General features: G+C 47.1%; 9 protein-coding genes and 1 pseudogene. 5 read left to right on the top strand and 5 right to left on the bottom strand.

Annotated features, from left to right (window positions below):
- The first annotated feature begins 6 nt into the window (after positions 1-6).
- The gene (locus ACO0KZ_RS05985) at positions 7-726 is read left to right on the top strand and encodes a DUF6058 family natural product biosynthesis protein (RefSeq protein ID WP_422993735.1); all 720 of its coding nucleotides are present in this window, start codon (positions 7-9) and stop codon (positions 724-726) included.
- A gap of 8 nt (positions 727-734) precedes the next feature.
- Here the strand turns inward: ACO0KZ_RS05985 and mnmE are convergent, their stop codons facing one another.
- The 5 genes and pseudogenes from mnmE to rpmH all read right to left on the bottom strand — a co-directional run bounded on the left by mnmE (position 735) and on the right by rpmH (position 5214).
- Positions 735-2147 carry a tRNA uridine-5-carboxymethylaminomethyl(34) synthesis GTPase MnmE gene (gene mnmE / locus ACO0KZ_RS05980; RefSeq protein WP_422993733.1) on the bottom strand — a complete coding sequence of 471 codons (1413 nt, stop codon included), beginning with the start codon at positions 2145-2147 and terminating at the stop codon, positions 735-737.
- A 166-nt stretch (positions 2148-2313) separates the two neighbouring features.
- Positions 2314-4059 carry a membrane protein insertase YidC gene (gene yidC / locus ACO0KZ_RS05975; protein WP_422993731.1) on the bottom strand — a complete coding sequence of 582 codons (1746 nt, stop codon included), beginning with the start codon at positions 4057-4059 and terminating at the stop codon, positions 2314-2316.
- A gap of 140 nt (positions 4060-4199) precedes the next feature.
- Positions 4200-4457, bottom strand: a pseudogene (gene yidD / locus ACO0KZ_RS05970) (membrane protein insertion efficiency factor YidD); the annotation flags it as partial.
- Positions 4454-4909: a ribonuclease P protein component gene (rnpA, locus tag ACO0KZ_RS05965; protein ID WP_422993729.1), complete on the bottom strand. Its 456-nt coding sequence runs from the start codon at positions 4907-4909 to the stop codon at positions 4454-4456. The gene rnpA and the pseudogene yidD, both read right to left, overlap by 4 nt.
- Positions 4910-5079: 170 nt before the next feature.
- Positions 5080-5214 carry a 50S ribosomal protein L34 gene (gene rpmH / locus ACO0KZ_RS05960; protein ID WP_061535510.1) on the bottom strand — a complete coding sequence of 45 codons (135 nt, stop codon included), beginning with the start codon at positions 5212-5214 and terminating at the stop codon, positions 5080-5082.
- Between the two features lie 685 nt (positions 5215-5899).
- On the opposite strand from rpmH, the gene dnaA reads away from it, so the two are divergent.
- The 4 genes from dnaA to ACO0KZ_RS05940 all read left to right on the top strand — a co-directional run bounded on the left by dnaA (position 5900) and on the right by ACO0KZ_RS05940 (position 12864).
- Complete coding sequence (gene dnaA / locus ACO0KZ_RS05955) at positions 5900-7306, top strand: chromosomal replication initiator protein DnaA (protein ID WP_422993727.1); 1407 nt, start codon at positions 5900-5902, stop codon at positions 7304-7306.
- 231 nt (positions 7307-7537) lie between these two features.
- On the top strand, positions 7538-8644 hold the full coding sequence (gene dnaN / locus ACO0KZ_RS05950) for a DNA polymerase III subunit beta (protein WP_186891296.1): 1107 nt from the start codon (positions 7538-7540) through the stop codon (positions 8642-8644).
- A gap of 314 nt (positions 8645-8958) precedes the next feature.
- A complete protein-coding gene (gene gyrB / locus ACO0KZ_RS05945) occupies positions 8959-11484 on the top strand; it encodes a DNA topoisomerase (ATP-hydrolyzing) subunit B (protein ID WP_422993725.1) in 2526 nt (841 codons plus the stop codon).
- A 246-nt stretch (positions 11485-11730) separates the two neighbouring features.
- Positions 11731-12864, top strand: coding sequence for a Fic family protein (locus ACO0KZ_RS05940; protein ID WP_422993723.1), 1134 nt, complete (start codon positions 11731-11733; stop codon positions 12862-12864).
- Positions 12865-13238 lie beyond the last annotated feature (374 nt).

Here is a 13238-nt window from a genome sequence, read left to right as displayed (position 1 = left end):
AATAGTATGAATTCAACCCAAGATTACCTCGATCGCCATTACCTTGATCAAACTCAATTTGCGGAACACTGCGGACTCTGCCTTCAAGATATCGAAGAGCTGGTCGCGGGCGAACTTATTCCAGCGCCGTCCTACCTAGTCATTGATGCTCAGCGCTGCAAGTCCGTGGTCTTTGGCGAACTTCTCGATCCGGATTCCACTGTAGAACTGCGAGTAGGAACTTACTTTCATCCAGCCGCATCAGCTTGGACAAAACATGCTTTCGATACTTTGCAAGTTCACGGTGCTAACGAAGCGAAAGCGATCTTAAGAGAGCAATTTGCCGAAGAATTCGCGCAAGCTTTAGCGATCGAAAATGGAAACACCTTCCGCCTGCGAGATTGTTTTGATGAGACTGGCAAAGCCATTGCGGCCGGAATAGATCAGCGAGTCAACAGCAACTGGCAGCACTTTCTCAACGGCGTTTTCAGCCTATGTGTAGCAAAGCCTGACAGCATCACGAACATCGTGCACAAAGAGATTTTGCAGGAAAAACTGAGTGCCATCAGTGACAACGGAAAGCGTATCGACTACCTGGGCGAGGATCTGGCAGCGCTGAAGAAACTCATCGATGAGTATGCCGACAACGCCATGCCTTTTTCGCCATTGGAATACCCAAAAAGTAGTCCCAAACGCTTGGTGGAGGATTTGCAAAAGACGCTCAGTGCCATCGATAGACGGCACTAAGAATGTTTCTATTTGCCGATACAAAACCGCGAGAAAATCACGCCCAACAAATCATCGGAAGTGAATTCGCCGGTAATGCTATTGAGACGGTCTTGCGTGAGACGCAGCTCTTCTGCGAACAGGTCGAGTGACTGATCATTTTGCGCGGCATAGGCAGCCGCTTGCTCTAAATGTTCGTGTGCATGCTTCAAAGCGATCAAGTGGCGCTCGCGTGCCAAATACAAAGATTCACCTGTTTGCTGCCAGCCAGCGATACGCAATAGTTCCTGACGCAGTAAATCCATGCCCAAGTGTTCTTGCGCGGATAAATACACTTGAGTTACTTCACCAACCGTATCGACACTAGCATGATGCCCGGATATATCGATCTTGGTCCAAACGCAGATAACGGGGACAGTCTCCGGAAAACGCTCTGCTATTTCTTCGTCGGCACGCGTCGGACCACGACTGGCGTCGAGCAAATGTAAGATCACATCCGCTTTTTGTACCTCATTCCAAGTACGTTCTATCCCGATACGTTCAACCGCATCGATCTTATTCGACACTTCACCCGCGACCATTTCGTCATGATCATGACGGATGCCGGCAGTATCGATAATATTTAGAGGGATTCCTTCAATGTGTATCGTCTCGGTCACCTTATCGCGGGTAGTGCCAGCAATCGGCGTCACGATGGCGATGTCGTCACCCGCTAGTGCATTTAACAAAGATGATTTGCCGACATTCGGTTGTCCGGCTAATACGACGTTCAAACCTTCACGCAATAGTGCACCTTGTGCGGCTTGTTCAAACACCGTACGCAAGGCTTTTTGAATTTCACGGAGCTGACCACGTGCATCAGACTTCTCGAGGAAATCAATTTCTTCTTCAGGAAAATCCAAAGTCGCTTCGACCAGCATACGCAGATGCACGACTTTTTCTACTAAGGCATGAATCACTTTGGAAAACGCACCGGACATCGATTGTGATGCGGATTTTGCAGCGGCTTCGGTGGATGCCTCGATCAGATCGGCAACCGCTTCGGCCTGCGCCAGATCTAGCTTGTCGTTCATGAAAGCACGTTGGGTAAATTCTCCCGGCTCGGCTAAACGCAAGCCCTGCTCTTTGCCTGCTTCTAAACAACGCGTCAAGAGCATTTGCATGACGACTGGGCCACCGTGACCTTGCAACTCCAATACCTCTTCGCCCGTATACGAATGCGGTGCTTTAAAGGCGATCGCCAAACCTTGATCGATCACTGTGCCATCGGCTTGAGTAAAGTCGAGGTAAGTAGCGTGACGCGGTTTTAAATTCGCGCTACCAAACAATGCGCGACTGATCTCGCTGAGATCTTTACCAGAAATACGCACCACGCCTATACCGCCGCGACCCGGCGCGGTAGCGATAGCAACAATCGGGGTGCTGTCGTAAGTGTGTGTCATAAGGAAATTCTAACCTTGCTATAGGGAAATCTGCGAAAAAACTGCAGAGTTTGATACTGACAGCTGTATCGTAAACACGACATGATCTGCAGCAAAAAAGGCGCTTGAGGATAATAAAAAAGCCCATGATAGATGGGCTTTTTTATCTTCAGAATCGAATGAAAGCTTATCGATGCTCAGGCGGAACGATCTTATTATTGATGACCCATTGCTGACCGATAGACAAAACGTTATTGACGACCCAATACAAGACCAAACCGGACGGGAAGAACAAGAACATCACAGAGAACAACAAAGGCATAAACAACATCATTTTCGCCTGTACCGGATCAGCAGGAGCTGGACTCAATTTAGTCGTAATATACATAGAAATTGCGTACAAAATCGGCAAGACTAAGTAGGGATCAGGTTTAGACAAATCCATAATCCAACCCATCCATGGTGCGCCGCGCATTTCAACTGAGGCTTGTAAAACCCAGTACAAGGACAAGAAAATAGGCATTTGGATCAGAATAGGCAAACAACCACCGAGCGGATTGATTTTCTCAGTTTTGTAGAGCTCCATCATCGCCACATTTAACTTCTGCGGTTCGTTTTTGTATTTCTCTTTTAACGCGGTCATTTTTGGCGTAACCACTTTCATCTTCGCCATGCTGCGATAACCAGCCGCCGACAATGGGAACAAGGCTAACTTGATCGCAATCGTAAACACCACAATAGTCCAACCCCAGTTACCCAAGACTTTATGGATCAATTCCATAATCCAGAACATAGGCTTAGCGATCATGGCGAAATACCAATAATCTTTGACCAATTCCATACCTGGTGCGACTTTTTCCAAGATCGCAGATTCTTGCGGACCAGAATACAGACGCGCACTAGACGTTGCTGTAGCGCCTGGTGCAACACTGCCCAAAGCAATCACTGAACTTACAGAATAAATATTGTCACGCACACGTTCAGTGCGGATTTCGCGTTTTACTTTATCTTCTGGAATGAAAGCCGACACGAAGAAATGCTGAATCATAGAAACCCAGCCATTCTCAGAAATAGTTTCATGATCTGGCTTGGCATCTGCTTTAGCGTGACGCTTTTCTATATCTTCAAAACTCAGCTTCTGGAAATGCTTGGCTTCCGTGTATACCGCAGGTGCGTAAAACTCAGTTTGGCCAGAGAACATACCGCCGGACGTTGGTTTGGTACCGTCGTGAATTAATTGCAAATACAAGGAAGGTGTAATCGCCGCCGCTGTGCTGTTAGCAACCGTGTGTTTTACATCGATCACATAGCTGCCTTTTTTGAAGGTCAAAGTCTTAGTCAACTTCACGCCAGCTTGTTCGGACTCCATCACCAAATTCAATTCATTCGCGCCGTCCAAAGAGCGTGGACCTGGCAAAGCGACAAAACCGGATTTGTGATTAGGGAAATTACCGCCTAACAAACCTGTCTGTGCGGCGTAAGTACGTGCTGGCTCAGCAACTTGCTTTGTTCCTTTGAAAAATCCAAAGAAACCCGTTTCTTCTGTACGCATCCGATCGCCATGACTGTCAAATAGCACGACATTTTTCTTAGGATCGTTGCTATCCGGATACTTTAACAATTCCAAGCGTTTGATCTCGCCGCCTATCGTATCGATATCCGCTTTGATCAAATCGGTTGTGATCGTGATCGTTTCACTTCTGATCACAGGTGCAAAAATTGCATTCGTGTCAGTAGCGGCAGCGGTGGCACTTGCTGTTGCTGCAGCGCTCGCTGGCGTAGCAGTTGCCGAAGCACTAGCGTTTTTAGCCTGTTGTGTAGTCGTTGCCGGAAAGAACATTGATTGTTTTCCGTTATGACGCATCCAGTTATCCCACAGGAGTAACAGAGACATCGAGAAAATAACCCAAAGGACGGTGCGCTTTATATCCATTTTATCCACTTGTGTAGGTGTTGATATATGTTGAAGATCGGAAAAATTTAACTAGTTGGCTGCTTACTAAGTTGCTTACTAAGTTGTTTATTTTGGCTGCTTATTTGCTTACTTATTTGGGTGCAGTCTGATGTGGGGGCATTAGCCGATTTTTCATCCCCGTCGTTTGCAGTTTTTTCACCTGACTTGGGCGGGACTAAATCAATACCGCCCGGATGCCAGGGATGACACTTGCAAAGTCGCTTACCCGCCATGAAGGAACCCTTGGCCGCGCCATATTCACGGATCGCTTCCATCGCATACTCTGAACAGCTGGGATAAAAACGGCAATTTTGCCCTAGCATAGGACTAATCGCCAGCTTGTATCCACGCAAGATCAGCAGCAATAAGGATTTCATGGGGAAGACTCGGGAACAGCGACAGACTGCGCCAAGATAAGGGACTTCGCTAAGCGTTGCGAAACGAATAGACGTAATACTTCGTCCCGCAAAGCGCGCTTTAATTGCGCGTTAGTAGCAGGACCGGCTTTGCTATTGACTGGCTTAGATAAGCGCACAATGCAATCCACATTCATCAGTTCAGACTGTCGAAAAATCTCACGTGTAACACGCTTGATCATATTGCGCGTAGCAGCGCGCGGTGCGAAACGTTTTGCAGCCACCACACCAAGGCGAGCATGCGGCAAAGCATTAGAGCGCGCATATAATACAAAATGCGCCGTTCTTTGCACAGGGCGTAAACGAAAAACGGATGAAAACTCATCCGTTTTAAGTATTCGTCGCTCCCGCGCAAAATCACCGCCGGACAACTGGTTTTGAGCTAGGTCAGGAGTTGTAGTCAAATTAGTCACAATAATTTTTAAACCTATTGAATTAACTAACAGACTAGATACTAGACCAAAGCGCGATTCAGAAATTCAATTATAGGGATGCAGATCTAGGCGCAAAGCACAGCCATACACAAGTATGGCGAGCATTTGTAACGACGAGATGCGCCCTAGAATTGGATTTATGTTCGCGATTAAGCTGCGAGGCGCTTACGGCCTTTAGCACGGCGTGCGTTCAAAACTGCGCGGCCGCCACGTGTTGCCATACGAGCGCGGAAACCGTGAGTGCGCTTACGACGAACTACGGAAGGTTGATAAGTACGTTTCATGTTGATCTCACTATTTGAGCAAAAAATAAATCGGAATTACGGGTAATAGTGCATTGCGCCGTTGCTTTGATGATGCCCCGTTATGGAGAAGCACTATATAAACAATAGCAACACGCTATTCACACGATTACTGCCCCAAAACCGCTGCTCATGCTTAGTTTCATCTTGTGGTTTCGCTCTTATCATCAACAAACTATCAAGATAGCGTCAATGCAATAAAAGCACACATCTAACAAAACAGGGTAGGGAACCCGTAATTAGACACCATTTTGAAGCCGACTGTCAATCCATTTGCCTGTTTTTCTTGGATTTTCAGAAGTGTTAATGAAAAGAAATTTACCCTCGCCTGTGGATAACTATGCCCGCGAAGAGTAGAATAGCGGGGTCTGAACTATTGCCTGATGCAATCATTATTTCAATAAATATTTGATGCAAACGAATACGAATTTAAGGCTTGGTGCTTGGATTTGCTCCGTTATAATCGATAATCGTTTGAGTTTGTAGCGATCAGCATCATTTTTTACGCAACGAGCACTGAGCTCGGCAGATATCAGTATTGGTAGTGTTTAAAGCAGATATTTAGTTACATTAAAATAGAATCGATAGTGTCTGGCGATCCTAGACTTGGTCGATTTTGATAAGAACAAAAACTTAAGTAATAAGTAAATAAACAGTAAAGCGATTCATGGAAAATTTCTGGCAAGCCTGCTCCTCACAACTTGAACAGGAACTCACGCCTCAGCAATTTAGTGCTTGGATTAAGCCTTTGACGATGGTTGACTTTGAAGAAGGTCGCCTGCGTATCGGTGCGCCTAATCGCTTTAAATTAGATTGGGTCAAAGCCCAATTCGCCAGCCGCATCACCGAATTTGCTGCGCAATTTTGGGACGACACCGTTGACGTCGAATTCATCATCGATCCACGAGCTGGCAAGAAACCCATTTCAACCACGACTGCACCTGCCAATTCAGGCCAAGGCAATGGCGCAGATCACGGACAACGTACATCTCAAGCAGCGCAGGCCGACGGCATCCCTAACGAACCGCCGCCAGAAACAGCGCCACGCCGTGACAATGCACGCATTAATTTCGATTTGACCTTTGATAGTTTCGTTACAGGTAAAGCCAACCAATTAGCACGCGCGGCAGCGATACAGGTAGCTAACAATCCGGGCGTTTCTTATAACCCGCTATTTTTATATGGCGGTGTTGGCCTCGGCAAAACACATTTGATCCACGCGATTGGCAATCAGATTTTGCACGACAAACCAAACGCAAAAATCCGTTACATCCACGCCGAGCAATACGTGCGCGACGTTGTGACTGCTTACCAGCGCAAAGGTTTTGACGAATTTAAACGCTATTACCATTCGCTCGATTTGTTGCTGATCGATGATATTCAATTCTTCGGTGGCAAGAGCCGTACGCAGGAAGAATTCTTCTATGCGTTTGAAGCCTTGATCGCCGCGAAGAAGCAAATCATTATCACCAGCGATACCTACCCGAAAGAAATCACGGGTATGGATGATCGTTTGATCTCGCGTTTTGATTCCGGTTTAACAGTCGCAATTGAACCGCCGGAATTAGAGATGCGCGTCGCGATTTTGCTGAAAAAAGCGTACACCGAAGGCGTCAACTTCTCCGATGACGTGGCCTTCTTCGTCGCCAAACATTTGCGCTCGAATGTGCGTGAACTCGAAGGTGCTTTGCGTAAGATCTTGGCTTATTCACGTTTCCACGGTAAAGACATCACGATTGATGTTGTCAAAGAAGCGCTGAAAGATTTGTTGTCGGTACAAAACCGCCAGATCTCAGTTGAAAATATTCAGAAAACTGTCGCCGACTTTTTCAACATCAAAGTCGCCGACATGTATTCCAAACGTAGGCCAGCGAATATCGCCAGACCACGTCAGATTGCGATGTATCTGGCCAAAGAATTGACGCAAAAGAGTTTGCCGGAGATCGGTGAATTATTTGGCGGACGTGATCACACCACAGTGTTGCATGCAGTACGCAAGATCACGGCGGATCGCGCTAAGAGTCCTGAGTGCAACCATGAGATTCATGTGTTGGAACAGACTTTGAAGGGATAGTTTATAGGATTTGTATCCCGTCTCCCGCTTGCGGGAGACGGGAGTGAAGACAGACGTAAGTAGTAATTAGCAGTAAAGACCGGCGTAGGATTTACGTAAAATTGGCCGCAGAAGTTTGGGCAGTTTTTCGCAAGTCCTCCCAATGTAAGCGTAGTAATTAGTTGCGAACATGCGGTACGAATTATTCGTATCGATGATGCATCCTTTAACATTGAATAGTGAGGATATAACATGCAATTGGTCAAAACTCACAGGGATACCCTATTACGGCCCCTGCAAATTGTGAGTGGTATTGTCGAGCGTCGGCACACATTGCCGATTCTGGCCAATATCCTCATCCGTAAAGACGGCGAAAAAGTGTCCTTCTTATCGACGGATATCGAAGTGCAAATCACGACGCACGCAGAAATCGGCTCAGGTGGCGAAGTCACGGCAACCACAGTAGCAGCCCGTAAGTTGCTCGACATCTTGCGCGCGCTACCAGATGACAACGACGTCACGCTGAAGCTGGACAACAAAAAGATGACCGTGCAATCGGGTAAGTCACGCTTTTCTTTGCAGACTTTAGCTGCGGAAGAATTCCCAACGGTCGCTCAAGCTGAGCATTTCAATGCCAGCGTCAGCCTCCCGCAAAAAGCCTTGAAGCACTTGTTCAACATGGTGCATTTCTCCATGGCGCAACAAGATATTCGTTACTACCTGAACGGCTTGTTATTAGTCGTCGATGGTAAAAACGTGATTGCGGTAGCGACCGATGGTCACCGTTTGGCGTATGCGCAAGTCGAAGTCGAACAAGAATTCGCACGTCAAGAAGTCATCATTCCACGCAAAACGATTTTGGAATTGCAACGTCTGTTGGAAGACAAAGACGAACCAGTCCAACTCGACATCGCCAACAACCAAGTCAAATTGACCTTTGCCGATATCGAATTGATTTCCAAATTGGTCGAAGGCAAATTCCCTGACTTCAACCGCGTGATCCCAAAAGGTTACAAAAACAATTTCACCTTAAGCCGTGAAAAACTCCTGCGCTCTTTGCAACGCGTCGCGATTATGACATCGGACAAATTCAAAGGCGTACGTTGCGTGATCGAACCAGGTTTAATGCGCGTCTTGTCCACCAATGCGGATCAAGAAGAAGCCGTTGAAGAAATCGAAATCGATTACGGTGGGGACAGCGTCGATATCGGCTTTAACGTGACGTATTTGTTAGATGTATTGAACAACCTCAAAGTCGATCAGATTAATGTTGCGTTGGGTGATTCCAATTCATCAGCCTTGATCACGATTCCTGAGAATGGTGATTTCAAATACGTAGTCATGCCGATGCGAATTTGATGCAAAAAACCTCCCTTCTCCCGCAAGCGGGAGAAGGGTCGGGGATGAGGGGCGTTCAGAAATTCATGAATTTCCAAAGTACCGGAATTGGGTTTCAACAAACAATTGATTTATTCAAGAATTTAACCACCCTCACCCCAACCCTCTCCCGCTTGCGGGAGAGGGAGTAAAAAAATAAATGTAGGGCGGGTGCAACCCGCGCCGCCAACCCACCGAGCACCTGAGCAGCGCGGGTTGCACCCGCCCTACAAAAGAAGCAAACAAAGCACTAAGAATCGCAGCCAAAAGCTGCTTGTTAATTTCAGAAGGTAGCCATGTCCGAGAATACCCAAGACAACACAGCAACGCCAGCAAACGTACCAGCAACTGAGTCTGCCACATCCGCTGGCTATGGCGCATCGTCCATTCAAATTCTTGAAGGTCTTGAAGCCGTACGTAAGCGTCCCGGCATGTACATCGGTGACACCTCTGATGGCACAGGTTTGCACCATTTGGTATTCGAAGTCTTGGATAACTCCATCGACGAATCTTTAGCTGGCCACTGTACCGAAATTAACGTCACCATCCACAATGACAATTCGATCTCGATTACCGATAATGGTCGCGGTATTCCGACTGGCATTAAGTGGGATGATAAACACGAGCCTAAGCGTAGCGCGGCGGAGATCGTCATGACCGAACTCCACGCAGGTGGTAAATTCGATCAAAACTCCTACAAAGTGTCCGGTGGTTTGCACGGTGTGGGTGTGTCTTGCGTGAATGGTCTGTCCAAATTATTAAAGCTGACGATTCGTCGCGATGGAAAAAAATACGCGATGGAATTTGTCCGTGGCGTACCGCAAAATCGTGAAATTGAAACCATCGACGGCGTAGTGTGTTCACCGATCAAAGTTTTAGGCGACACCGACAAACGCGGTACCGAAGTCCATTTCTGGGCCGACGAAGAAATCTTCACGCACGTTGAATTCCACTACGAAATTTTAGCAAAACGTATCCGCGAACTCTCCTTCCTGAACAACGGCGTCCGCATCAAGCTGAACGATCACCGCACAGGCAAAGAAGAATTGTTTGCGTTCGAAGGTGGTACGCGCGGTTTCGTGGAATACATCAACAAAAACAAATCCGTTTTGCATCCAACGATTTTCCAGGCGACTGGTGAAAAGATGTCGGACCAAGGCACCAACATTACGGTCGACGTTTCCATGCAATGGAACGACGCCTACAATGAACAAGTGCTGTGCTTCACCAATAATATTCCGCAACGCGACGGTGGTACGCATCTGACTGGTTTGCGCGCAGCGATGACGCGCGTCATCAACAAATACATCGACGAACACGAATACGCCAAGAAAGCCAAAGTGGAAGTCACAGGCGACGATATGCGCGAAGGTTTGACTTGCGTGTTGTCCGTCAAAGTACCAGAACCAAAATTCAGCTCACAAACCAAAGACAAACTCGTCTCCAGCGAAGTGCGCGGCCCAGTGGAAGAAATCGTCACTAAGACTTTGACTGACTATTTAGCGGAACGTCCGAACGACGCCAAAATCATTTGCGGCAAAATCGTCGAAGCCTCACGCGCTCGTGAAGCCGCCCGCAAAGCGCGCGAACTCACACGTCGTAAAGGCGTGATGGATGGTTTGGGCTTGTCGTCTAAACTCGCCGACTGCCAAGAAAAAGACCCCGCGCTATGCGAACTCTACATCGTCGAGGGTGATTCTGCGGGTGGATCTGCGAAGCAAGGCCGTGATCGTAAATTCCAAGCGATCTTGCCACTGCGCGGTAAAGTCTTGAACGTAGAAAAGGCGCGCTTTGAAAAAATGCTGTCCTCCGAACAGATCACGACGCTGATCGCCACACTCGGCACCAGCATCGGCCCTGACGAATTTAACGCCGACAAATTGCGCTACCACCGCATCATCATCATGACCGATGCGGACGTCGACGGTGCTCACATTCGTACGTTGTTGTTAACACTGTTCTACCGCCAAATGCCACAATTGGTAGAACGCGGTCACATCTACATTGCGCAACCACCTTTGTACAAAGTCAAAGCCGGTCGCGACGAACGCTATTTAAAAGATGACGCCGAAGAAGCGGTCTACATGACCACCGTTGCATTAAACGGCGCATCACTTACACCAAGCACAGGCGCAGAGCCTATCGTCGGTGAAGCACTGGGCGAGTTAGTCCGCCAATTCAACCTCGCCAACGCCATCATGACGCGCTTAACCCGCGTGATCGATCGCGCAGCATTGACCGCGATCATGACCGGTGTCGCACTGAAAATGGACACGCCAGAAAACGCGGAATTGTCCGCACAAGAGTTGACCAAAACCATGAACGACCCAGCCGTCAAAGCCGTCGTTCGCAGTGACGAACTCTCAGGTATGCTCAGCCTGCGCATAGAACGCATGTACCACGGCAACGTCAAAGTCAGCAGCATCGACGCCGACTTCGTCGAAAGCAGCGATTACAAAGTATTAGAAAACGCCGCACAAACCTTCAAAGGTTTGTTAGGCGAAGGCGCTTTCATACGCCGCGGCGAAGGCGAGCGCATGAAAGAAATCGCAGTACAAGACTTCCACCACGCCATGCTCTGGCTACGCGAAGAAGCCGAACGCGGCGTCTCCAAACAGCGCTATAAAGGATTGGGCGAGATGAACCCAGACCAATTGTGGGAAACCACGATGGACCCAAAAGTACGCCGTTTGCTCAAAGTACAGATCGAAGACGCGATTGCCGCGGATCAGATCTTTACGACATTAATGGGCGACGACGTGGAACCGCGTCGTGCGTTTATTGAGTCTAATGCTTTGCGGGCTGGGAATATTGACGTTTGATTTAGTTTTGATTCAAAAGGAGCCCAGCAGTTTGTTGGGCTTTTTTATTGGACTCTGATTTCTCAATTGTCTCGACACTGTCAAGATAATTGGCATGGAGCCATTTTTTAGATCTCATACGCAGCAATGATAAAAACGAAAGGGGCAGAATCAATTAACGCTTAATCGATGCTGCACATTTTGATAGGTACAGTAGCCATCATTGACAAGAAAAATTCGGACGTATGCCAAAAACAAGGAGCCAAAATGAAATTTGAAAGCTTTAAAGCAGGTGTATGGAAATCTCGATACCAATACAAAAGTTTTGAGCCTGTACCCGTCAATCATACGTGGTTGTGGGAAGACCCCACCATTAACACCTTATTAGAATCAGCTAATCGTGCTTTAGGTGAATTGAATGCGTTTTCTCTCATCGTGCCGGATATTGATTTATTCATAGAAATGCATGTCGTCAAAGAAGCACAAACCTCTAGCCGCATTGAGGGAACTCAGACCGGCATGGATGAGGCTTTGATGTCTGAAGACCAGATTCAACCAGAAAAACGAGACGATTGGCGTGAGGTGCGTAACTACGTAGATGCCGTTAATCTGGCCATTAAAGAACTCGATACCCTGCCCTTATCCAACAGGCTCCTAAAGCAAACACACGAAATTTTAATGCAAGGGGTACGCGGAGAACACAAACAACCGGGCGAATTTCGCATTAGTCAAAACTGGATAGGTGGCTCCAGCCTGGCCGATGCTGTTTTTATCCCACCACATCCAGACGGCGTACCCGCCTTGATGAGTGACTTAGAAAAATTCTGGCACGATGAAAGTATTACGGTACCACACCTGATTCGTCTGGCGATAAGTCACTATCAGTTTGAAACCATCCATCCCTTTTTGGACGGCAATGGACGCATTGGCCGCTTATTAATTCCACTGTACCTGGTGAGTCACCAATTATTGGTCAAACCATCGCTATATCTATCCGATTTTTTTGAGCGTAATCGTGCCAATTATTACGATGCATTAATGCGAGTCCGCATTTCAAATGATCTTATCCATTGGGTACGATTTTTCTTGCAAGGTGTAACCGAAACAGCGACCAAAGGCCGCAATGTATTTCAAGAAATCTTAAGTTTACGTACCGAAGCCGAACATAAATTATTAAGCTTAGGAAAACGTGCGCCGAATGCCAAACAAGCACTTAATCTACTGTATCGCAAGCCTATGTTGAGTGCTGGGGATTTAGAGAAGAACCTGGGCGTCAGTCAACCAACAGCCAATGCACTGATACGAGACTTCATCAGACTTGGGTTATTACGCGAAGTCACTGGTGCTACCAGACATCGCTTATATGTCTTCGAAACTTATCTTAGCCTCTTCGTAAGGTAAGGGAAATCAATTTCCCTTACCTTAGCGAGAGCTTAAGGAAAAGATAAATTCTGTATTAATTGGCAATGCACTGCACTCTGAATTTGGTAAAAACGCCTTCTTCTTTGAAGAATTCACCTGTAAACCGCCACCAAATATTTTTTATCAAGCTCAAAGGGGGCTTTTAGCAAAAAACCCAAATCTAAAGCTTTTTAGTCCTTGCCCGTTTTAGTTAAGACATTCAAAATCCACATTTACCATCAATTCATCACGGATTTATTTTGCAGCAATTTATCGCATCAATCGAAGCTCCCTTTGCTCGCTGGTCGGGAAAAAGCCACCACAGGTTTACTAAATAAAAACAGCTTCTTTAGAAAGCGTCAATTTGTTTTACG

The organism is Undibacterium sp. Di24W (genome assembly GCF_049340325.1).
Classification (GTDB): Bacteria; Pseudomonadota; Gammaproteobacteria; order Burkholderiales; family Burkholderiaceae_D; genus Undibacterium.
This window is presented reverse-complemented; position numbering and strand designations above follow the sequence as displayed.

Excerpts from the sequence above, each read along its gene's own strand:
- dnaA (WP_422993727.1), top strand. The coding sequence starts at position 5,900 with ATGGAAAATTTCTGGCAAGCCTGCTCCTCACAACTTGAACAGGAACTC.
- mnmE (WP_422993733.1), bottom strand. The coding sequence starts at position 2,147 with ATGACACACACTTACGACAGCACCCCGATTGTTGCTATCGCTACCGCG.
- rpmH (WP_061535510.1), bottom strand. The coding sequence starts at position 5,214 with ATGAAACGTACTTATCAACCTTCCGTAGTTCGTCGTAAGCGCACTCAC.
- dnaN (WP_186891296.1), top strand. The coding sequence starts at position 7,538 with ATGCAATTGGTCAAAACTCACAGGGATACCCTATTACGGCCCCTGCAA.
- ACO0KZ_RS05985 (WP_422993735.1), top strand. The coding sequence starts at position 7 with ATGAATTCAACCCAAGATTACCTCGATCGCCATTACCTTGATCAAACT.
- gyrB (WP_422993725.1), top strand. The coding sequence starts at position 8,959 with ATGTCCGAGAATACCCAAGACAACACAGCAACGCCAGCAAACGTACCA.
- yidC (WP_422993731.1), bottom strand. The coding sequence starts at position 4,059 with ATGGATATAAAGCGCACCGTCCTTTGGGTTATTTTCTCGATGTCTCTG.
- ACO0KZ_RS05940 (WP_422993723.1), top strand. The coding sequence starts at position 11,731 with ATGAAATTTGAAAGCTTTAAAGCAGGTGTATGGAAATCTCGATACCAA.